Here is a 19,899-nt window from a genome sequence, read left to right as displayed (position 1 = left end):
GTCGCCCATGTCCACCGTCCCCGCCGCGCGCCTCATCGACGGCACCGCGCTCGCCCGCCGCACCGTCGAGGAGACCGCCGCCCGCGCCGCCGAGATCACCCGGCGCACCGGCACCGCCCCCTGCCTCGCGACCGTCCTCGTCGGTGAGGACCCCGCGTCCGTGACGTACGTCCGGATGAAGCGCGCCCGCTGCGAGAAGGCCGGAATCCGCTCCCGCCACATGGAGCTGCCCGCCGCCACCACGACCGAGGAGCTCGTCGCCACCCTCACCGACCTCTCCCACGACCCCGAGGTCAACGGCATCCTGCTCCAGCACCCGGTCGGCCCGCACATCGACGAGCGCGCCGCCTTCGAGGCCATCGCCCCGGAGAAGGACGTCGACGGTGTCACCATGACCTCCTTCGCCGCGATGAGCTTCGGCCTGCCCGGCTTCGTGTCCTGCACCCCCGGCGGCATCATGCGGCTCCTCGACGCGTACGACGTGGACCCCACCGGCAAGCGCGCCGTCGTCGTCGGCCGAAGCGCCATCCTTGGCAAGCCGGCCGGGATGCTGCTCCTGGCCCGGGACGCCACCGTCACCTACTGCCACTCGCGCACCACCGACCTCTCCTCGATCGTCCGCGAGGCCGACATCCTGGTGGCGGCCGTCGGCCGGCCCCGCTTCATCCGCGGCGAGGACATCAAGCCCGGCGCGGTCGTCATCGACGCCGGCTACAACCCCGGAAACGTCGGTGACGTCGACTTCGAGCCGGCGGCCGCGCGGGCGAGCCTGATCACGCCGGTCCCCGGCGGCGTCGGACCGATGACCATCGCGGTGCTCCTGGCCCAGACGGTGGAGGCGGCCGAGCGTCAGCTGGGCCTGCGGTAGCACGGGGCGCGCGGCCTGCGGGCGACAGCCGCCGCCCACCGGCGTTCCATGGGGATATGCGCCTACGACGAGGCGGCCTCGGGCCCCTGTTGGGCCCGGTGCAGGTCCGGACCGTCCATGGCGAGGCGGCCCGGGCGCGGCCGGCCGGCTTCGGAGGACAGGCCCGGTCCGTCCGCGACCCGGCGGCCTCGGCGCGTGTCCGGCTCCTGAGGCCCGTCCATGACGACGGTCAAGGCGTGCCGTGCAGCCGGGTCCTGAGGCCCGATGCGGGCCCGGCCCGTCGACGGCGAGGCGGCCCGGGCGCGGCCGGCCGCGGGCGACACGCCCGGCCCGTCTCGGCTGCCCCCACCGCTCAGCCGGAGCCCTCCAGGAGCCCCGCCAACGCCGTCGCCGGGTCCTGGTCCGCCGGGCCGGCGGGCGCCCACCGTCCACTCTCCTTCCGGTACGGCCACCACCGGCCGTCCTGTCCCAGACGCAGCTGGACGCCCTCGCCCACCACCGTCCAGCGGGCCGCGCCGCTCACCGGCCGCAGGTGTGGGCGTTCGCCGGCCTCCCACGCGTCGGCGAGCCGGGCCGTCGCGCGCTCCAGGACCTCGGGCGTGGGCGTCCACTCCTCCTCCAGTACGGCCAGGGCGGCCGGGCCGCCGACACGCCACGCGCGGGTGGCCAGGTCCAGGGCGGCGCGCTGCCGTCCCGTCCCGGCGGCCAGCCGCGCCACGATCCCAGGGGCGGGGGCCGCCGCGGCCAGCCGTACCGCGTCCTGGTCCTGGTCCAACGGGGGCTCGACCGGGTGGCCCTCATGGCCCGGCGCCAGGGCCTCCGCCAGCATCCGGTGTGCCCGCGCCGACGCGTCGGCCGCCAGGAACTCCAGGGCAGCCGGGTCGAGACCCGGGGCGGGCCCCGCCTCGGTGTCCAGGGACGGGGGTTCGCCGACGGTCGCGGGCAGCGGCGGGGGAGGGGGCAGCGGAGGCAGGATGTCCCGCGCGGCGAACGCCTCCCCGGCCGGCACCCCCGCCGGTTCCCGGTCCCGGACCGGCTCCCGGTGGTCCCGCGCCGCCCGTGCGACGCTGCGGACCTGAAGCGCGTCGAGCAGCCGCCGCTCTCCGCGCCCCCGCATCAACAGCAGCACGAACGGGTCCTCGTCGAGAAGGCGCGCCACCTGGTAGCAGAGCGCAGCCGTGTGCGCGCAGTGGTCCCACGCCTCGCAGCCGCACTCGGGCTCCAGGTCGCCGATCCCGGGCAGGAGGTCGAGACCCGCGGCCGCCGCGTCCTCCACCAGGTGCGGCGGCATCTCCCGGTCCAGCAGGGCCGCGATGTGCCCGGCACTCTCGGCGGCCAGGTCCAGGAACCGCTCCCACTCCGCGTCGGAGAACTCCCGGAGCAGTACGTCACCGCGGTGCCCCGTGCCGTCCCGGTCCTTGACGACGGCGGTGAGCCGCCCCGGCCGCACCGAGACCGCGCCGACCGCCCCCTCGCGCGCGTGCCTTCTGCCCTTCCTGAGCTGCGCCGCGTCGAGGGCGGTGTCCTCCAGGGCCTTCAGCCAGGCCCGCCCCCACCAGCTCCGCGCGAAGCCGCCGCCGCCCACCGGGGCCGGCGCGGCGAACGTCCGCTCGTCCTCGCCCCCGAACCGGCCCCGGCCGTTCGCCTCGTCGCCGCCCCCGTCGTCGTGGATGTCCCGCGTGTCCCTCATCGGCCGCTCCCTCGCAGCTCCACCAGATCCGCCAGCTCGGCGTCGGTCAGTTCGGTCAGAGCCGCCTCGCCGGAGCCCAGCACCGCGTCCGCCAAGGCCTGCTTGCGCGCCAGCATCCCGGCGATCCGGTCCTCGATCGTGCCTTCCGCGACCAGTCGGTGGACCTGCACCGGCTGGGTCTGGCCGATCCGGTACGCGCGGTCGGTGGCCTGCGCCTCCACGGCCGGATTCCACCAGCGGTCGTAGTGCACGACATGACCGGCGCGGGTCAGGTTGAGCCCGGTGCCCGCCGCCTTCAACGACAGCAGGAAAACGGGCGCTTGGCCCTCCTGGAAGCGGTTCACCATCGTCTCGCGCTGGGCGACCGGTGTGCCGCCGTGCAGGAACAGCGTCACCACCCCGCGGTCCGCCAGATGCCGTTCCAGGAGCCGTGCCATGGTCACGTACTGGGTGAAGACCAGCACGCTCGCGCCCTCGGCGAGGATGGTGTCGAGGAGCTCGTCGAGGAGTTCCAGCTTCCCGGAGCGGTCCGCGATCCTCGGCGACTCCTCCTTCAGGTACTGCGCCGGGTGGTTGCAGATCTGCTTCAGGCCCGTCAGCAGCTTCACCACGAGGCCGCGCCGCGCCATGCCGTCGGCCTCGGCGATCGCCGCCAGCGTCTCCCGTACCACCGCCTCGTACAGCCCGGCCTGTTCCCTGGTGAGGGACACCGCGTGGTCGGTCTCGGTCTTCGGCGGCAGCTCGGGCGCGATGCCCGGGTCCGACTTGCGGCGGCGGAGCAGGAAGGGGCGGACCAGCGCGGCGAGGCGCTCGGCGGTGGCGGGGTCGTCGCCGCCCTCCACCGCCTGCGCGTACTGGCTGCGGAAGGACCCGAGGCGCCCCAGCAGTCCGGGCGTCGTCCAGTCCAGGATCGCCCACAGCTCGGTGAGGTTGTTCTCCACGGGGGTGCCGGTCAGTGCCACCCGGGCCCTGGTCCCGATCGTGCGGAGCTGCTTGGCGGTGGCGGCGTACGGGTTCTTGACGTGCTGGGCCTCGTCGGCGACGACGAGACCCCAGGCCGGCCGCGCCAGGCGTTCGGTGTCGAGCCGCATCGTGCCGTAGGTGGTGAGGACGAACTCCCCGTCCGCCAGCCCCTCGAGGCTGCGCGCGGATCCGTGGAAGCGGCGCACGGGCGTGCCCGGCGCGAACTTCTCGATCTCCCGCTGCCAGTTGCCCATCAGCGAGGCCGGACAGACGACGAGCGTGGGGCCGGCGGCCGCCGGGTCGGTCTGCCGGTGCAGATGGAGGGCGATGAGGGTGATGGTCTTGCCGAGGCCCATGTCGTCGGCGAGGCAGCCACCGAGACCGAGGGACGTCATCCGATGCAGCCAGTTCAGTCCGCGCAGTTGGTAGTCGCGCAGTGTGGCGGCGAGGGCGACGGGCTGGGCGATCTCCTGCCGACCGCCCTCGGGATCCGCCAGTCGCTCCCGCAGCCGCGCGAGCGGGCCGGTCGCCTCGACGTCGACCCGTCGGCCGTCGACCTCGGCCGTGCCGGTCAGTACGGCGCCGAGCGCGTCGATCGGGGTGACCTTGCGGTCCTGGCTCTCCCGGGCGCGCCGGACCTCCTCCGGGTCGATGAGCACCCACTGGTCGCGCAGGCGCACGACGGGCCGACCTGCCTCGGCCAGCCGGTCCAGCTCGGCGCGGGTGAGGTCGTCGCCACCGAGGGCGAAGCGCCAGTCGAAGGAGAACAGGGCGTCGGCGGACAGGAACGACGGCAGCGCGGAGGCGTTCCGGCCGTCGGCCCGGTCGCCCCCCTCGGTACGCCCGGTGCTCCCCTCGATTCCGGAGTGGCCGGCCGTGGACCCGTCGCTGTCCGCCGGTGCTCCGATCACGGCGCGCGCGGTCAGCTCGCGCGTCAACTCCCGGGGCCAGTGCACCTGGACGCCCGTCACCGCGAGCGCCCGCGCGGCTTCGCCGAGCAGCTCGGTGATCTCCTCGTCGGCCAGTTCCACGGCGTCCGGCACCGCGGCCGACAGCAGCGGGGTCAGCGGCGCCCAGGCGCGGGCGGCGCGGCGCAGCGCGAGCAGGGTGTCCATCCTCGCCCGGGGCCCGAACGCGCCGCCGGCCGGGCCCACTCCGGCCCACACCTCCGCCGCGTCCGCGACCAGCGCAGGGTGACTGACACTGTGCATCTGCAGGACGGCCCGGAAGGCGGGGGCCAGTTCGTCGGTCAGCCCCGGCAACTCGACGCGCAGGGAGAGGCGTACACCCGCGTCGTAACCGGCGGCCACGTCCGACGCCCAGCCGCGATGGCCGGGCAGATGCTGCGGCTCGTCCGCCGCGTAGGCGGGACCACCGGCGGCGACCGGCGCGGCGGGCGTCCGGGGCAGCGTGTCCGCCACCGCGTCCAGGAAGGCACGCAACAGGCCCTCCTGTTCGGGCAGCAGGACCGCCTGCTCCCGCCCCTCCTCCGGTCCTTCCCGGTCCTCCGCCGCCTCGAGCGGGACGGCGTGGGCGTCGGGCGGCATCGAGGCGGCGAGCGTGCGTACGCGCTCCAGGTCTTCCGGGGACATCGGCCCGATGCGCCAGGAGTCCTGGTCCGTGACGGTGAGACCGGGCAACAGCAGTCCCCGCGCGACCAGTTGGAGGGCCAGCAGGGCTGCCGCGCCCCAGAAGGCGCTCGCCGGTGAGGCGTCGGGAGAAACCCGTGCCCTGGTGAGGACGGGCAGCGCGTCCCGTACGGGCAGCACCAGCGCCCGGACGACGCGGGGCCGGGCGTCGTCCGCGACGACGACGTGGTCCTCGACCGCGGCACCGGGGGTGCCCGGCGGCACGTCACCGTCGGGCGACCAGAAGGCGATCCGTCCCCGGCGGGCGGGATCGGCGGGCAGGAAGACGGCGGAGCAGGCGACGAGTGGGGAGAGCTGGGGGAGGGTTGCCGCGGGAAGTCTCTGCACAGCGAAGACGCATTCCTCAAATTTGACTACTGCGGGACCGGAGCCGCCGAGGGTACCGGATCGGCCGCCGGACCGGGAGCGCGGACGTGGTGACCCGGCTCACACGGGAGCCCGCCGGTGCGTCGGCGGGTGGAGCCAGCACCACCCCGGCCCCCGGGCGGACCCCCCGGAAACCAGGGGGGTGGCGCCATGGTCCGGAACGATCTCTCCTTCGTACGTTTCTGGGGGGCCGGCGCAGTCGGCGCACAGGCCCACAGACACGGGAGACCGCCATGCCACAGGCCACCGCAACGCTCACGGCGCCCACCGCCGCGCCCCCGGCGCCGCCCCGGAACGCCGGCAGCGAATTCTCGCCGCTGCTGCGCACCGTCAAGGAGCAGGGGCTGCTGAAGCGCCGCACCGGCTGGTACGCCCGGAGCATGGCCGTCAACTTCCTCGGCCTGGCAGCCGTCGTGGCGGGCCTCGTTCTCTTCGGCCACTCCTGGTGGGCGCTGCTGCTCGCCGTACCGCTGGCCCTGCTCTCCGCGCGGGTGGCCTTCGTCGGACACGACGCCGGCCACGCCCAGATCGCCGCCGACCGCCGGACCAACCGCCTCATCCAGCTCGTCCACGCCAATCTGCTGCTCGGCATGAGCCAGGAGTGGTGGAACGACAAGCACAACCGGCACCACGCCAACCCCAACCACCTCGACAAGGACCCCGACGTCGCCGCCGACGTCCTCGTCTTCGCCCCACACCAGGCCGAGGGGCGCACCGGCTTCCGCGGCTGGCTCACCCGTCACCAGGCATGGCTGTTCTTCCCGCTGACGACCCTGGAGGGCATAGCGCTGAAGGTGTACGGCTTCCAGGCACTGTTCTCCGAGGACAGCCCCTGCCGCACCCGGCGCGACCGTCTCGTCGAGGGCGGTCTGCTGTTCGCGCATGTCGCCGGCTACGCGGCGCTGCTGCTGGCCACCCTCCCGCTCGGCCACGCGGTCCTCTTCGCCCTCCTCCACCAGATGCTGCTCGGACTGCACCTCGGCATGGCCTTCGCGCCCAACCACAAGGGCATGGAGATCCCCGACGCGGACGGCGAGCGCTGGGGCCACCTGCGCCGGCAGGTACTGACCTCCCGGAACATCCGGGGCTCCTTCCTCACCGACTGGTTCCTGGGCGGTCTGAACTACCAGATCGAGCACCACCTCTTCCCGAGCATGCCGCGCCCGCACCTGCGCCGCGCCCAGCCCGCGGTCCGTGACCACTGCCGCGCGCTGGGCATCCCCTACACGGAGACCGGGCTCGTGGACTCCTACCGTCAGGCACTCGGGTACCTCCACGAGGTGGGCGAGCCGCTCCGTGCGGTCTGACGAGTGGGCGGACCGGGGCCGGCGGGAGGGAACCGCCGGCCCCCGCCGGGCGTTCAAGGGAACAAGAAGCGCGGCCAGGGCCGCGAAGGAGGCACACGATGTCGACAAACGCGAAGATCGCGATCGGTGGAGTGGCCATCGGGCTGCTCCTGATCCCCCTGATCGGATTCTGGCTCTCCCTCCTGGTGGTCCTCGGCGTTCCCGCCGTGGCCTATCTGGCACTGGACCCGAGTCAGCGCAGGCGGCTGCGCAGGGTCTCGCGCAAGCAGATCGGCCGCTGACGCGGCCCGCGCCGCCGCGCCGCCCGCCCTCGATCAACGGCCGGGCCCCACAGGGACGAGTCCGGCCACCGAGGCCCCGTGGAGTGCCCCCGAGTAAGGTCGGGGTGATCACCGGTACGGGAGAGGGGAGCTCCGCGGAATGAGCGCGAGAGTGACGACGGTCAGCAGCAACGGCACCTACAGCTTCAGCAAGCCCCATCGGGAGAGCATCACGCTGCTGGCGGGGCTCGGGGTGGAGGGGGACGTCCACGCGGGCGTCACCGTGAAGCACCGCTCGCGGGTGGCCAAGGACCCCACCGTTGCGAACCTGCGCCAGGTCCACCTCATCCACGAGGAGCTGTTCGACGAGCTCGCCCTGTCCGGCTTCACCGTCACGCCGGGCGACCTCGGGGAGAACATCTCCACGCGCGACATCGACCTCCTCGGCCTGCCGACCGGGACCCTGCTGCACCTCGGTGACGAGGCCGTCGTCGAGGTCACCGGCCTACGCAACCCCTGCGCGCAGATCGACAACTTCCAGCACGGCCTGCTCAAGCAGGTCCTCGGCCGGGACGCGTCCGGCCGCGTCGTGCGCAAGGCCGGGATCATGACGATCGTGAAGACGGGCGGAGTCGTACGGCCCGGCGACGCCATCGGCATCGAGCTGCCGACCGGGCCGCACCGGCCCCTCGAGATGGTCTGAGCCCGGGATCGGTCCCCAGCGGGCGACGGCCCCGGCCGTACAGCGGTGCACCCGTCAGGACGGGCGCACCGCGATCTCGTCCAGTGACGTGAGCAGGGCCGGCAGCCTGGGACCCCGGGCCACCGGGAGCACCTCGCGCGGCTCGTCGTCGAGCAGGACGAACGCCATGTCGTCGGTGCGGGCGACCAGGGACCAGCCGGGCCCGTCGGCCCGGAGCATCCGCGCGCCGTCCGGAGCGAACGTGGACCGCACCCGCCCGACCGGCGGCGGCTCCTCCAGATAGCCGCGCAGCTCCTTCAGCGCGCGTCGCACCCCGTCGTACGGGTCCGTCCCGGCCGGCGCCGCACCGTCGTCCTTGGAGTCCGCGCCCGCCTCGGCGTCCTGCCCCGGGTCCGCGCCCGCGTTCGCCGCGGCGCCGTCGTCCGCGACCTCCGCCGCCTCGGCGTCCTCGTCGAACTGGGCCCGCCACGTCGTCCACGCCAGCGCGATCTCGTCCGCGCCGAGCCGCCGCTGGGCGGGCCCCCATTCACCGCCGTCCACGGGCCTGAGCAGCGGCGGATCGCCCTCCTCGGGCTCCGGGTCGTGCGGGGCCGGCAGATCCGGCGCGGCGCTCGCCACCGCCAGGGGCCAGCCGGGCATCCCCGCCACCACCGAGCGCTCGTCGGGAGACAGGTCGTAGGCCATCCCGCAGTCCCACGACGCGATGGCCACGGCGACCAGCGACACGTCGTCGACCACGACCGTCCACCGCGCCCCGTCACCGTCCTGGCCGAGGACCAGACCGTAGCCCTGGGCGTACGGTTCGAGGTCCAGCGCCGCGCACGCGGCCGGATAGTCGTCGCCGAGCACGCTCGGGAACTGCGCGGGCGTCAGCAGCACGGCCGTCAGCACATACAGCGCGTCGTCCGTGCCGCCCGCGGTGTCGGCGCTGTCGTCGACGACAGCGCCGACGTCGTCCGTCCCGGCCACGGCAGCCTCCCCATCCCGATCGTTCGTCGGCGCACCATAACCAGTGGGTAACCCGCACGTCGAGAGGTGGCCGGGGGGAAAGTGGCGCGCGCCCTTCCGGGTCAGGCCGCGGGCAGCCCGAGCAGGCTCCGGGCCACCTCCTGCGGGGACTGGTCGCGCTCCCGGGCGAGGGCGATGACCGCCCGGCAGGCCAGCTCACTCACTCCGAAGGAGAGCGCCTCGGGCGATACCCACGTCACGGCCTCGTCCATCCGCTCCTGATCGTCCTCCGCGCATCCGGCGACATAGGTCGCGGCCGCCTCGAAGAGATTGTGCTGCCGGGAACCCTCGGCGCGCCCGGGGGCCTCCCGTCGCTCGAGGATCTTCTTCCCGTACGCGCGGAGCCCGCGCAACGTGTCGAGCATTGCGGCCCACCTTCCCCACGGGCGGCGCGCTCACCGCCGGTTCTCCCACGCTTCTCCCTCCAACGTAGAGCCGGAGGTCCCGGTGCAGAAGAGGGCCGGTGCGGCCCGGCTCGGGCCGCCCGTGTCCGTCGTCGTCATCCACGCGAGCCCGGCCCCCCGAACGCGCTCCGAACCGGCAGGGTTTTCCCAGGACGGCCAAGCCCTCGGGGCTGTGCGGCTCGTGGGAATGGCCCATGAGCCAGGACGCGGGCGCGGGACGGTCACTCCTCCCGCACGGCCACCGCGAGGAACCGGCTGTCCTCGTCCACGTACGACTCCGTCCGCCAGCCCGAACGCTCCAGCAGCGGACGGAGGTTGGCCTCCGCGCGCAGGTCGTCGTCGGTGATCTGCCGGCCCTGGCGCGCGGCGAGCGCGGCGCGGCCGATGGGGTGGAAGAGCGCGAGCAGACCGCCCGGGCGCACCACCCGGGCCAGCTCGCGCAGATTCTCCTCGGGGTGCGGCAGATGGGAGATCAGGCCCGCGCCGAACACCGCGTCGAGGGACTCCGCGCGCAGCGGTAGCCGAGCGACATCGGCGAGGATCAGGAATCCGTGGTCGGCCCGCCCGGCTTGGACGGCCGCTTCCAGCATCGCGGGGGTCAGGTCCGCGCCGAGCACCGTGCCCTCCGGTCCCACGGCCTCCCGCAGCGCGGGCAGCGCGCGTCCGGTGCCGCAACCCGCGTCCAGTACGGCGGCACCCGGGCGCAGCCCGAGCCCGGCGACGGCGGCGGCGTAGGCCGGTCCGTCGTCCGGGAAGCGGCTGTCCCAGTCGGCCGCCCGGGCGCTGAAGAACTCCTGCACATGCGTGTGGTCATCGGTCATACGCCCATGATCTCTCGGCGGCGGGGCGGGCGTACGGTGCACACGTTCGAGCGCGGCACGATCGTTCAGGAACATTTCTTCGTCATATTCCAGCACCTTTCGAAATGCGCCCCTCGAGCGCGCCCCCAACGGGTCTAGCGTCCCTGAGCCATGGGACACCTGGACCACGCCACCTTCGGCTGGCTGACACCCGCGCTGTCGTACGCGATGGCCTGCATCGGCGCCGCTCTCGGGCTGCGCTGCACCCTGCGCGCCGTGGAGGCCACCGGCCGCTCGCGGCGCAACTGGCTGCTCACCGCCGCCTCCGCGCTCGGCACCGGCATCTGGACGATGCACTTCGTGGCCATGCTCGGCTTCGGCGTGACCGGCACCGACATCCGCTACGACGTGCCCGTGACCATCCTCAGCCTGCTCGTCGCGATGCTCGTCGTCGGCGTGGGTGTCTTCGCCGTCGGATACGGCCGCGACCGGGTCCGGGCGCTGCTGCTCGGCGGGCTCACCACCGGCCTCGGCGTGGCCAGCATGCACTACCTCGGCATGGCGGCTCTGCGGCTGCACGGCCAGGTGCGGTACGACCCGATGCTCGTCGCGCTCTCGGTCGCCATCGCCGTCGTCGCGGCGACCGCCGCGCTGTGGGCCGCCCTCAACATCAAGTCGCCCGTCGCGGTCGGCGTCGCCTCGCTCGTCATGGGCGCGGCCGTCAGCAGCATGCACTACACGGGCATGTTCGCCGTCGAGGTGGACGTGGCGCCGGCCGGAGGCGCGCTGCCCGGGGCCACGGCGATGCAGTTCATCTTCCCCCTCGCCGTGGGCCTCGGGTCCTATCTCTTCCTCACCTCGGCGTTCGTCGCCCTGTCGCCGACGGCGGGGGAACGCGCGGCGTACGCGTCGGCGGAACGCAACGACGAGGCCCCCGACCCCGCGGAGTCCACGGGCCCGACCGGGACGCCCCCGACAGCCAGGGCGGCCACCAACTCCCCGGGTGTCGCCTAGTTCCCTCCCCCCACGCCCCCATCCCCGCGCCCACCCGCCGCCGCGTCGGCAGTCCCGTATCCGGAACGAGGAGGCCATGCGAACTCCCCGCAAGACCAAGGCCACCGGCGCACCACCGCCGCCCTCCCGGGCGGCCGCACGCGGGCGGCGCGCCCACGCCGGACCGCCGGCCGACGAACCCCGCAACCCGGACCGGGACAGGAGCTCCGACCGGAATCCGGACCGGAGCTCGGACCACGACGGGGACCGGGGCTCCGGCGGCCACCGCCCGGCCGACGGAGGCGGACACCCGCACCCGGTCCCAGCCGCGCCCGGCCGCCCCGCCTCCGGCCCCCGGCGGGCACGGTGGAGCGTGCGTCCACGCACCGTGCGCGCCAAGATCGTCTCGCTGCTGATGGTGCCTGTCGTGTCGCTGCTCGCCCTGTGGGGCTTCGCCACCGTCACCACCGCCCAGGACGTCGCCCGCCTCCGGCAACTCCAGCGCGTCGACGCCCAGATCCGCGAACCGGTCGCCGCCGCCGTCACCGCCCTCCAGGCCGAACGGCGCGCCGCCGTGCGTCAGGTCGCCGCGCCCAGTTCCGTCCGCGCCGCCGAAGTCCAGCAGCAGGGCCGCCGCACCGACGCCGCCGTCGCGAAACTGGGCCTCGACGGCGGGCACACCGTCGCCGACGCGGGCGACCTGCCCGAGGAAGTGGCGGACCGCATCAGGGAGTTCGTGGACCGCAGCCGGAAACTGCCGGCCCTGCGCACCTCCGTTGTCGACGGCGTCGCCGACTGGGACACCGTCTACGACCAGTACACCACCGCCCTCACCAGCGCCTTCGGCGTGGGCGGCGCCCTCACCGGCATCCAGGACACGCAGCCCGGATCGGACGCCCGGGTGCTTCTCGAATTCTCCAGGGCCACCGAAATGCTGGCCCGCGAGGACGCCCTCCTCACCTCCGCGCACCTGGCCACGGAGCTGACCGCCGAACGCCAACGCGCCTTCACCGGCGCCGTGGAGACCCGCCGCCACCTCACCGAAAGCGCCACCGCCGACCTCCGGGGACCCGAACGCGCCGCCTGGCGCTCCCTCACCGCGCAGCGCGGCTACCGCCTGCTCACCGAGGCCGAGGACCGGGTCCGCACGGCACCGGCGGGCCGCAAGGCCGCCCAGAGCGTCCCCGCGACCACCTGGGACGACGCCCAGTCGACCGTACGAGGAGCCCTGCTCACCCTCGAGACGGACGCACGGCGCGCCGCCGCCGACCGGGCCGACCCGTTCGCGGGAGGCCTCGTCACCGCCGCCGGCGCGGCGGTGCTGCTCGGCCTCGCCGCCGTCGCGGCCTCGCTCGTCATCTCCGTACGGATCGGACGCGCCCTCGTCGTCGAACTCGTCACCCTCCGCAACACGGCCCTGGAGATCGCCCGGCACAAGCTGCCGCACGCGATGCGGCGGCTGCGCGCCGGTGAGGAGATCGACGTCCACGCCGAGGCGCCGCCCGGGTTCCCGGAGCACGACGAGATCGGGCAGGTCGGCGAGGCGCTCACCACCGTCCACCGGGCCGCGCTCAGCGCCGCCGTCGAACGCGCCGAGCTGGCCAGCGGCATCTCCGGGGTCTTCGTCAACCTCGCCCGCCGCAGCCAGGTCCTCGTCCACCGCCAGCTCACCCTCCTCGACAGCATGGAGCGCCGTGCGGACGACCCGAACGAACTCGGCGACCTCTTCCGCCTCGACCATCTGACGACCCGGATGCGCCGCCACGCGGAGAGCCTGATCATCCTCTCCGGCGCCGCACCCGGCCGGGCCTGGCGGATGCCCGTGCCCCTGACCAACGTCGTACGCGCCGCCGTGTCCGAGATCGAGGACTACGCGCGCGTCGAGGTGCGCCACCTGCCCGAGACCGCCGTCATCGGCACCGCCGTCGCCGACCTCACGCATCTGCTGGCCGAACTGGTCGAGAACGCGGCGCAGTTCTCCCCACCGCACACCAAGGTGCGCGTCAGCGGCGAACCCGTCGGCAACGGCTACGCCCTGGAGATCGAGGACCGCGGGCTCGGCATGGGCAAGGACACCCTCGCCGAGGCGAACCGACGCATCGAGCAGTCGGAGGCGCTGGACCTCTTCGACAGCGACCGGCTGGGACTGTTCGTGGTCAGCAGGCTCTCCTCCCGGCATGACATCAAGGTCCACCTGCGCACCTCCCCGTACGGCGGCACCACCGCGGTCGTCCTGCTCCCGACGGCCCTGCTGCAGAGCGCCCTCCCGGCGGGCCCGGGCAGGTCCGCCCGGCCGGGCGAACTGCCCGGCGGACACCGGGGCGACGGCGCTCCCCGTACGGAACAGACGCGGGCCGCCGCGCCCCCCGCGGGTCCCCGCCCCGAACGGCCACGGAGCGCGAGCCTCGCACCCACGGCCACCCATCCCGCCCTGGAGGCCCTCACAGCCCCGGAGCCCCACGAGACCCCTGAGCCTCCGGGGCGGCAGCCCGCCCCCGTCACCAGCCTCCGCATGCGGGGCCGCGCCTCCCACGACGACGGCCATGGACCGAGCGGCCCGAGCGCACCGAGCGGCACGGACCGTCCGGACAGGCCCGTCGGACCCGACCCCCGTATCCCGGGCGGCTCGTCCGACGACACCGGGAGCCTGCCGCGCCGGGTGCGCCAGTCCCACCTCGTACCGCAGTTGCGCCAGGCCCCCGCGCCCGAACCGGCGGTGTACGAGTCGCCGGCCGACGACGTCCGGCGCACACCGGAACAGGCCAGGGACCGGATGACGGCCTACCGCGACGGCTGGGCCCGGGGCGGCGGAGCGGCCCCCGGCGGGCCCCGGGCCCGCTTGACGCCGACCGGCGCCGGCGACGAGCGCGGCCACCGACCCAGCAACGAGACCGGCAGCGCACCCCGCAGTGAAGGAGACGACGCATGATCGAGCACGAGAGGACCGCTCCCCACCGGTCGGGCGAACTCGACTGGCTGCTGGACGATCTCGTCCTGCGGGTCCGCGAGGTGCGTCACACGGTGGTGCTGTCCAACGACGGTCTCGCCGTGGGCGCCTCCAGCGCGCTCACCCGGGAGGACGCCGAGCACCTGGCAGCGGTGGCTTCCGGGTTCCACAGCCTCGCCAAGGGCGCGGGCCGCCACTTCCACGCCGGTGGCGTCCGCCAGACGATGGTCGAGATGGACGAGGGGTTCCTCTTCGTGGCGGCCGCGGGCGACGGATCCTGCCTCGCCGTGCTCAGCTCGGCCAGCGCCGACATCGGCCTCATCGCCTACGAGATGGCCCGCCTCGTCAAACGGGTCGGCGAGCACCTGTACGCGCCGCCCCGCATCACCACCACCCCGCCGGCCACCGGCTGACCGGAGGCATCCATGAACGAGGACAGCGGCGGTGCACCCGACCTGCCGGGCAGTCAGTGGTACGACGCCGAGGCGGGGCCACTGGTCCGCCCGTACGCGATGACCGGCGGCCGCACCAAACCGGGACCCAGCAACGTACGGTTCGACCTCATCGCCCTGGTCGTCGTGGACGACAACCCGCCCGGCAGCGCCGAGGAATCGCTCCTCGGCCCGGAACACCGCGCCCTGCTGACGCTCTGTCGCGCCGAAACCCAGTCCGTGGCGGAACTCGCCGCCGACGCCGATCTGCCCGTGGGAGTCGTCCGGGTCCTGCTCGGGGACCTCCTGGAAGCCGGGTACGTCAAGGTCAGCCGTCCCGTGCCGCCCGCCCAACTGCCCGACGAGAAGATCCTGAGAGAGGTGATCGACGGCCTCAGGGCGCTCTGAGGAATCAGTCCCGCGCTCCGACGGATCGGTCCCGCGCTCGGACGGATCGGTCCCGCGCTCCGACGGATCGGTCCGCCGTTCACGACTCCGCCCGGTCCAGCTCCTCGTCGAGGGTCATCGCCGCGGTGATGAGCGCCACGTGCGTGAACGCCTGCGGGAAGTTGCCCAGTTGCTCTCCGGTGGGACCGATCTCCTCGGCGAACAGTCCGACGTGATTGGCGTAGGTGAGCATCTTGTCGAAGGCGTAGCGGGCCGTCTCCAGCCGGCCGGCCCGGGCCAGCGCGCCCACGTACAGAAAGCTGCAGAAGGAGAAGGTGCCCTCGTCGCCCCGCGACCCGTCGGGCGACGCGGCCGGGTCGTACCGGTGCACGAGACTGTCCGAGACCAGTTCGGTTTCCATGGCGTCCAGCGTCGACAGCCAGCGGCGGTCCTTCGGCGAACCCATGGCGAGCGCGAGCACGGCGATGACGAGGACGTGGCGCCCGGTCGGCGAACCACGAGAGCGTTCGAGACCCCACGCCGTGAAGGCCGCGGCGGAGATCAGCAGCGCTTCGACGGCGAGCGCGAGGGTGAACCACCGGTGCCGGTGGGTCTCCAGCCGCGACTCGATCCGCGCGCCGACGACCGTGCCCGCGGCGAAGGCACCCAACGACGCCGCGGGGGCCACCAACGACAGCCCGCCCTCTCCGACGGCCCCGAACGCGAGAAAGAGGACGTCGCCCGTCTGCATGGCGGTGAAGACGGGACCGAGGGCCAGCAGGCTCACCGCCTCGATCATGCCGGTGGTCGCCGTCAGCAGCACGGCGAGCGGAACGAGCGCGGCGACGGACCTCGACTGCGCCCGCTCCTGCCGCGGCGGCTGGGAGTGCGGCCGGGGGTACGACTGTGACGGCACGTTGCCCTCGCTCCTTTCCCCCGTACGGCCGGTACGCCGGCTCAGGCGCGCAGCAGGGCGCGGGCCCGCGCGGGCGCGGCGACCAGCCCGACGGCACACGCCCCGGCCGGCACGGCGCCGGTGAACATCCGAAGCCGATGCCTACGGGAGAGCGAGCGCGGGAGACGATGACGGAGCATGCCGGTGTTCCTCCTGATGACTTCGCCGCGAACCGGGCCGGGGGCCGGGTCCACGCTCAGCATCAGACGCCCACGACCCCCGCGCCCGCCGGGTGCACCATCCGGCCGACGGGCCTGCCGGATGAGCCGGCGGGGACGCCGGGAGTGGACGGGCGCGGGGGAAGAAGGGGAAGCCGCCGGAAGGGACCCGCCCGGCCTCGACGGGCCTGCCGGAGACGGGCCCGCCGGAAGGGACCCGCCGGGCCTCGACGGGCCTGCCGGAGACGGGCCCGCCGGAAGGGACCCGCCGGGCCTCGACGGGCCTGCCGGAGCCGGGCACGCCGGCAGAGGGACCGGCGGAAGGTGGGCCCGCCGCCTGTGCGGGGAGTGGACAGCCGGCGGATCGGCGCGGGCCCTGGCGGACCTCGCGGCTACAGCGCCCCGTACACCGCCTCCACCAGCGCCATCTTGCGCGGGTCGTCGGCGATGCGCGGGCCCATGCGGTTCATCACATAGCCCAGGGCCACTCCCGCGTCCGGGTCCGCCAGCCCGCAGGACCCCCCGAAGCCGTCGTGGCCGAAGGCGCGCGGGTTGGAGCCGTAGGAGCCGTTCGGGCCACTCAGCCACAGACCGAGCGCGCACTCGGTGTCGTGGGCGAATCCCGCGCCCAGGACCAGGTCCCGGCAGGCGCCCTGGCCCTCGCGGGCGCGTTCGACGGCCTCGGGGGAGAGGACGCGGCGGTCGGCGATCAGGCCCCGGCCGGCGAAGACTCCGTACAGCGCCGCGACCGCGCGGGCCGTGCCGTGGCCGTTGGCCGCCGGCAGATGGGCGGCCCGCCACTGCGGGGTGTTGGCCTGGGCGGCGCCGACGAGCGGGTTGGCCAGGGCCGCCTGGGCGGCGGGTGCCAACTGGGCGAAGACGGCCGCCTGTCCGCTCGCCGACGCGGCGGGCGTGTGCACGAGCTCGGCCGCCCGGTCCGCGTCCTTCTCCGGTAGTCCGATGGTGAAGTCGATGCCGAGCGGCCCGGTGATCTCCTGGTTCAGGTAGTCGCCCGGCAGCCGGCCGGTGATCCGCCGGATCACCTCGCCGACCAGGAAGCCGTACGTCATCGCGTGATAGCCGGAGCGGGTCCCGGGCTCCCACCACGGCTCCATCGCCGCCAGACGCGCGGTCGTCACCTCCCAGTCGTACAGCTCCGCCAGGGTGAGCGGCGCCCGGAGCCCGCTCAGGCCCGCGCGGTGCGAGAGAAGATGGCGTACCGGGAGCGATTCCTTGCCCGCCGCCGCGAACTCCGGCCAGTACGAGGCGACGGGCGCGTCCAGGTCGAGTAGCCCCCGGTCCGCGAGCAGATGGGCGCACAGGGCGGTCACGCCCTTGGTCGTCGACCAGACGTTGACCACGGTGTCGCGCTCCCACGGGCGGGTGCGCGCGCCGTCCGCCCAGCCGCCCCAGAGGTCGACCACGGTCTCGCCGCCCACCTGGACCGTCACCGCGGCTCCCAGTTCGTCGCGCTCCCGGAAGTTGGCCTCGAACGCCTCGCGTACGGCGGTGAATCGGCCGTCGCAGTGCCCCTCGATCCGGGGAGGCGGTACGGACTCGGTCATGGGGTTCTCCTCCATGGCGCAGGTGTCGATGGGTGTCGTACGTGCGGTGGGTGTCGTCTCAGGACGCCTGGGGGCGGCGACTGACACGCAACGTACCGACTGGTCGGACTGGAGGGAAGAAGGCGGGCCGGGGCTGGTTCGGACCTGTACGGCCGACAAAGAGGGGCGGCCACGGCTCCGGGCCGCGGCCGCCCCTGTGGGGACCTCCGTCACGCGGGGCCCGTTCGGACCCCCCGCGACATGGGCGCGGTCAGGCGCCCGGCGGCACCCGTCCCGGCCGCCCGGATCCCCGGGTGAGGCAGTAGCCCCCGATGGCCGCGAGGGCGGCGAGCACCCCTCCGACCCCGGTCCAGACCCAGCGGTCGGACCACCAGTCGGAGGACCAGCCGTCCTCCGGCGCGCCGACCGCCGACGCCTCGTCCGCGTTCCCGTCCGATTTCTGGTCCGTGTCCTGGGCCGAGGCGCCGGACGTCTCCTGCGCGGACGTGGTCCCGGTGGTGGAGCCCGCCGCCCTGGCCGACGCGCCCGGCACCAGCGGCGCGGAGAGGGAGCCGTCCACCGCACGGGCGCCACCCGCGTCCTTCGACACGGCTTCCAGCGCCACCCGGACCGGCAGGCCCAGGTCCTCCTTCGGCAGGTCCACGACCGTCAGCCGGACGTAGTAGCTGCCCGGCAGCGGATCGTTCGCCCACGGCTCGGCCCACGAGCGGACCGTCCGCAGCGTGCAGGACAGCTCGGCCGAGGCGGCCTCCTTGGCCGCCACCCTGGTCTGCATGCCGTACACGCAGGCCTGGCGGCGGCGCAGCCCGTCGTACACGTCGAGCTGCCAGGTCGAAGCCCCGTGCCGGGCCGCCGACTCGGGGAGCGTGACGCTCGCCTTCACCGTCGCCCGCTGCCCCGCGTCCACGGGCAGCACCCAGTAGAGGTAGTCACCGGCCGAGGCACCGGCGGTGGCCTTCTGGCCCTGCTGGAGAGCGGTCGCCGTCCGGAAGGTGGTTCCCGCCTCGGTCGGGGCGGCACCCTCCTTGCCCGGGGAGGGGCTCGCCGAAGGGCTGTCCGCCGAGGACGGTCCGGCCACTGCGAGGAGGGCGGCGCCCGCCAGCAGCGCGGTGGTCAGTATGCGTACGGTACGCATCAGTTGGTCCTCCAGACGGAGATGCGCCAGCGCGAGATCCAGCCCCACAGCAGACCGGCCACGAAGCCCGTCAGCACCAGCACGCCGAGCAGCCACCAGCCGCGGCCGAGGCCGAAGGAGGCGACGTCGGACGCCTCGTCGGGCCCGTCGACGACGTCGATGGTCAGCTCGACGGGCAGGCCCGGAGTGGACTTGACCGAGGCAGGAGCCGAGAAGGAGTTGCTGACCTGCAGACAGACCGTCTCGGCCGCAGGCTTCTCGTCGCTGTCCGTACCCTCGCCCGGGGCCTTCGGGTAGCGCAGGCCCGCCGAGATCACATCGGTGCGCCCGTTGCCCGCCTCCGAGCCCCGGACGATCTCACGGCCGTGCACGGTCACCGCGCGCAGCAGGACACCGTAGTCGTCGTTGACGGCACGGTCTGCCGCGACGCTGACCGAGGCCCGCAGCTCCTGGCCGGGCAGCACGTCCACGCGGTACCAGCGGTGCTCGCCGAACGTCTCACGGTCGCTGTAAAGACCCGCCCCGAGCTGCGGGGCCTTCGCGCACTCCTTCGCCCCCTGGGTGGCCACCGGCGTGACCACGGTGTCGGCCGCACGGTCGACCAACTGCCGGACACGACCGGAGAGTTGGTCGGTGTGCTGCACGGAGGTGTAGGTTCCGCCGGTGGCCTCGGCGATGCAGCTCAGCTGATCACGGGTCTTGGCGTCGGGGACCAGGCCCAGTGTGTCGATGACCAGATGGATCCCCTGGGCGGCGATGTCACGCGCCACCTCGCACGGGTCGAGCGGGGCGCAGGTGTCCTCGCCGTCCGTGATGAGCACGATCCGACGGGTCGCCTCACCCCCCTTGAGGTCCTCGGCCGCCCCCAGCAGCGCCGGCCCGATCGGCGTCCAGCCCGTGGGAGCCAGGGTGGCGACGGCGGTCTTCGCCTCCACCCGGTCGAGCGGTCCGACCGGATAGAGCTGCTTGGTGTCCTTGCAGCCGAGCTTCTTGTCCTGCCCGGCGTAAGTGGCGCCGAGGGTGCGTATGCCCAGCTGCACCTCGTCGGGCACCGCGTCCAGCACCTCGTTGAACGCCTGCTTCGCCGCGGCCATGCGCGTCTTGCCGTCGATGTCGCGTGCCCGCATCGACCCGCTGACGTCGAGCACCAACTCGACCTTGGGGGAGGGCTCGGCCGCGCGCCCGTCGTCGGCGGCGGCGCTGCCCGGGACGAGCCCGACAGCCAGTACGGCGAACAGGGCGCAGGCCCCGGCCGCCAGCCGTTTTCTTGTGATCATCGCCGGATCGTAGTGATGATCTCCCGGCAATCC

At 74.1% G+C, this 19,899-nt stretch carries 18 protein-coding genes; 8 read left to right on the top strand and 10 right to left on the bottom strand.

What is annotated here, in order from left to right:
- The first annotated feature begins 7 nt into the window (after nucleotides 1-7).
- Complete coding sequence (locus ACZ7J0_RS27600) at nucleotides 8-868, top strand: bifunctional 5,10-methylenetetrahydrofolate dehydrogenase/5,10-methenyltetrahydrofolate cyclohydrolase (protein WP_470891757.1); 861 nt, start codon at nucleotides 8-10, stop codon at nucleotides 866-868.
- Nucleotides 869-1,220: 352 nt separating this feature from the next.
- Here ACZ7J0_RS27600 and ACZ7J0_RS27595 read toward each other — a convergent pair whose 3' ends face one another.
- Nucleotides 1,221-2,558: an SWF or SNF family helicase gene (locus tag ACZ7J0_RS27595; RefSeq protein ID WP_470891755.1), complete on the bottom strand. Its 1,338-nt coding sequence runs from the start codon at nucleotides 2,556-2,558 to the stop codon at nucleotides 1,221-1,223.
- On the bottom strand, nucleotides 2,555-5,497 hold the full coding sequence (locus ACZ7J0_RS27590; RefSeq protein ID WP_470891753.1) for a DEAD/DEAH box helicase: 2,943 nt from the start codon (nucleotides 5,495-5,497) through the stop codon (nucleotides 2,555-2,557). Before ACZ7J0_RS27590 ends, ACZ7J0_RS27595 begins: the two co-directional genes overlap by 4 nt.
- A 272-nt stretch (nucleotides 5,498-5,769) precedes the next feature.
- Between ACZ7J0_RS27590 and ACZ7J0_RS27585 the strand changes: the two genes are divergently transcribed.
- The 3 genes from ACZ7J0_RS27585 to ACZ7J0_RS27575 all read left to right on the top strand — a co-directional run bounded on the left by ACZ7J0_RS27585 (nucleotide 5,770) and on the right by ACZ7J0_RS27575 (nucleotide 7,806).
- Nucleotides 5,770-6,843, top strand: coding sequence for a fatty acid desaturase family protein (locus ACZ7J0_RS27585; RefSeq protein ID WP_470891751.1), 1,074 nt, complete (start codon nucleotides 5,770-5,772; stop codon nucleotides 6,841-6,843).
- A gap of 98 nt (nucleotides 6,844-6,941) precedes the next feature.
- Nucleotides 6,942-7,124 carry a hypothetical protein gene (locus ACZ7J0_RS27580; protein WP_468713370.1) on the top strand — a complete coding sequence of 61 codons (183 nt, stop codon included), beginning with the start codon at nucleotides 6,942-6,944 and terminating at the stop codon, nucleotides 7,122-7,124.
- A 139-nt stretch (nucleotides 7,125-7,263) separates the two neighbouring features.
- Nucleotides 7,264-7,806 (top strand): MOSC domain-containing protein, encoded by a 543-nt coding sequence (locus ACZ7J0_RS27575; protein ID WP_470891749.1) that lies wholly within the window; start codon nucleotides 7,264-7,266, stop codon nucleotides 7,804-7,806.
- A gap of 54 nt (nucleotides 7,807-7,860) precedes the next feature.
- On the opposite strand, the gene ACZ7J0_RS27570 is transcribed toward ACZ7J0_RS27575, so the two are convergent.
- The 3 genes from ACZ7J0_RS27570 to ACZ7J0_RS27560 form a co-directional block, all read right to left on the bottom strand.
- Nucleotides 7,861-8,775: a hypothetical protein gene (locus ACZ7J0_RS27570; protein WP_470891747.1), complete on the bottom strand. Its 915-nt coding sequence runs from the start codon at nucleotides 8,773-8,775 to the stop codon at nucleotides 7,861-7,863.
- 101 nt (nucleotides 8,776-8,876) lie between these two features.
- The gene (locus tag ACZ7J0_RS27565; protein WP_470891745.1) at nucleotides 8,877-9,179 is read right to left on the bottom strand and encodes a hypothetical protein; all 303 of its coding nucleotides are present in this window, start codon (nucleotides 9,177-9,179) and stop codon (nucleotides 8,877-8,879) included.
- A gap of 260 nt (nucleotides 9,180-9,439) precedes the next feature.
- The gene (locus ACZ7J0_RS27560) at nucleotides 9,440-10,039 is read right to left on the bottom strand and encodes a class I SAM-dependent methyltransferase (RefSeq protein WP_470891743.1); all 600 of its coding nucleotides are present in this window, start codon (nucleotides 10,037-10,039) and stop codon (nucleotides 9,440-9,442) included.
- 150 nt (nucleotides 10,040-10,189) lie between these two features.
- On the opposite strand from ACZ7J0_RS27560, the gene ACZ7J0_RS27555 reads away from it, so the two are divergent.
- From ACZ7J0_RS27555 to ACZ7J0_RS27540, 4 genes are all read left to right on the top strand, one after another.
- Nucleotides 10,190-11,032, top strand: a complete 843-nt coding sequence (locus tag ACZ7J0_RS27555; RefSeq protein ID WP_470891741.1) for an MHYT domain-containing protein — start codon at nucleotides 10,190-10,192, stop codon at nucleotides 11,030-11,032.
- A 76-nt stretch (nucleotides 11,033-11,108) separates the two neighbouring features.
- Complete coding sequence (locus ACZ7J0_RS27550) at nucleotides 11,109-13,940, top strand: sensor histidine kinase (protein WP_470891739.1); 2,832 nt, start codon at nucleotides 11,109-11,111, stop codon at nucleotides 13,938-13,940.
- Nucleotides 13,937-14,371 carry a roadblock/LC7 domain-containing protein gene (locus tag ACZ7J0_RS27545; RefSeq protein WP_470891737.1) on the top strand — a complete coding sequence of 145 codons (435 nt, stop codon included), beginning with the start codon at nucleotides 13,937-13,939 and terminating at the stop codon, nucleotides 14,369-14,371. Before ACZ7J0_RS27550 ends, ACZ7J0_RS27545 begins: the two co-directional genes overlap by 4 nt.
- 12 nt (nucleotides 14,372-14,383) lie before the next feature.
- Nucleotides 14,384-14,797, top strand: a complete 414-nt coding sequence (locus tag ACZ7J0_RS27540; RefSeq protein ID WP_470891735.1) for a DUF742 domain-containing protein — start codon at nucleotides 14,384-14,386, stop codon at nucleotides 14,795-14,797.
- Nucleotides 14,798-14,876: 79 nt separating this feature from the next.
- On the opposite strand, the gene ACZ7J0_RS27535 is transcribed toward ACZ7J0_RS27540, so the two are convergent.
- The 5 genes from ACZ7J0_RS27535 to ACZ7J0_RS27515 all read right to left on the bottom strand — a co-directional run bounded on the left by ACZ7J0_RS27535 (nucleotide 14,877) and on the right by ACZ7J0_RS27515 (nucleotide 19,866).
- Nucleotides 14,877-15,599, bottom strand: coding sequence for a YoaK family protein (locus ACZ7J0_RS27535; protein ID WP_470891889.1), 723 nt, complete (start codon nucleotides 15,597-15,599; stop codon nucleotides 14,877-14,879).
- 134 nt (nucleotides 15,600-15,733) lie between these two features.
- On the bottom strand, nucleotides 15,734-15,871 hold the full coding sequence (locus tag ACZ7J0_RS27530) for a hypothetical protein (RefSeq protein ID WP_470891733.1): 138 nt from the start codon (nucleotides 15,869-15,871) through the stop codon (nucleotides 15,734-15,736).
- A 410-nt stretch (nucleotides 15,872-16,281) separates the two neighbouring features.
- Nucleotides 16,282-17,454, bottom strand: a complete 1,173-nt coding sequence (locus tag ACZ7J0_RS27525) for a serine hydrolase domain-containing protein (protein WP_470891731.1) — start codon at nucleotides 17,452-17,454, stop codon at nucleotides 16,282-16,284.
- A gap of 250 nt (nucleotides 17,455-17,704) precedes the next feature.
- On the bottom strand, nucleotides 17,705-18,589 hold the full coding sequence (locus ACZ7J0_RS27520; RefSeq protein WP_470891729.1) for a hypothetical protein: 885 nt from the start codon (nucleotides 18,587-18,589) through the stop codon (nucleotides 17,705-17,707).
- Nucleotides 18,589-19,866 (bottom strand): VWA domain-containing protein, encoded by a 1,278-nt coding sequence (locus tag ACZ7J0_RS27515; RefSeq protein WP_470891727.1) that lies wholly within the window; start codon nucleotides 19,864-19,866, stop codon nucleotides 18,589-18,591. The genes ACZ7J0_RS27520 and ACZ7J0_RS27515 overlap by 1 nt, the downstream gene beginning before the upstream one ends.
- Nucleotides 19,867-19,899: the final 33 nt, after the last annotated feature.

This window comes from Streptomyces sp. NPDC038280 (assembly GCF_055600045.1).
Note: the sequence above shows the minus strand (reverse complement) of the source record. Positions and strands in the feature narration are given on the sequence as shown.

Bases quoted from the DNA above. Each gene is read 5' to 3' on its own strand.
- ACZ7J0_RS27600 (WP_470891757.1), top strand. From the start codon at position 8: ATGTCCACCGTCCCCGCCGCGCGCCTCATCGACGGCACCGCGCTCGCC.
- ACZ7J0_RS27595 (WP_470891755.1), bottom strand. From the start codon at position 2,558: ATGAGGGACACGCGGGACATCCACGACGACGGGGGCGGCGACGAGGCG.
- ACZ7J0_RS27585 (WP_470891751.1), top strand. From the start codon at position 5,770: ATGCCACAGGCCACCGCAACGCTCACGGCGCCCACCGCCGCGCCCCCG.
- ACZ7J0_RS27580 (WP_468713370.1), top strand. From the start codon at position 6,942: ATGTCGACAAACGCGAAGATCGCGATCGGTGGAGTGGCCATCGGGCTG.
- ACZ7J0_RS27575 (WP_470891749.1), top strand. From the start codon at position 7,264: ATGAGCGCGAGAGTGACGACGGTCAGCAGCAACGGCACCTACAGCTTC.
- ACZ7J0_RS27565 (WP_470891745.1), bottom strand. From the start codon at position 9,179: ATGCTCGACACGTTGCGCGGGCTCCGCGCGTACGGGAAGAAGATCCTC.
- ACZ7J0_RS27560 (WP_470891743.1), bottom strand. From the start codon at position 10,039: ATGACCGATGACCACACGCATGTGCAGGAGTTCTTCAGCGCCCGGGCG.
- ACZ7J0_RS27555 (WP_470891741.1), top strand. From the start codon at position 10,190: ATGGGACACCTGGACCACGCCACCTTCGGCTGGCTGACACCCGCGCTG.
- ACZ7J0_RS27550 (WP_470891739.1), top strand. From the start codon at position 11,109: ATGCGAACTCCCCGCAAGACCAAGGCCACCGGCGCACCACCGCCGCCC.
- ACZ7J0_RS27545 (WP_470891737.1), top strand. From the start codon at position 13,937: ATGATCGAGCACGAGAGGACCGCTCCCCACCGGTCGGGCGAACTCGAC.
- ACZ7J0_RS27540 (WP_470891735.1), top strand. From the start codon at position 14,384: ATGAACGAGGACAGCGGCGGTGCACCCGACCTGCCGGGCAGTCAGTGG.
- ACZ7J0_RS27530 (WP_470891733.1), bottom strand. From the start codon at position 15,871: ATGCTCCGTCATCGTCTCCCGCGCTCGCTCTCCCGTAGGCATCGGCTT.
- ACZ7J0_RS27525 (WP_470891731.1), bottom strand. From the start codon at position 17,454: ATGACCGAGTCCGTACCGCCTCCCCGGATCGAGGGGCACTGCGACGGC.
- ACZ7J0_RS27520 (WP_470891729.1), bottom strand. From the start codon at position 18,589: ATGCGTACCGTACGCATACTGACCACCGCGCTGCTGGCGGGCGCCGCC.
- ACZ7J0_RS27515 (WP_470891727.1), bottom strand. From the start codon at position 19,866: ATGATCACAAGAAAACGGCTGGCGGCCGGGGCCTGCGCCCTGTTCGCC.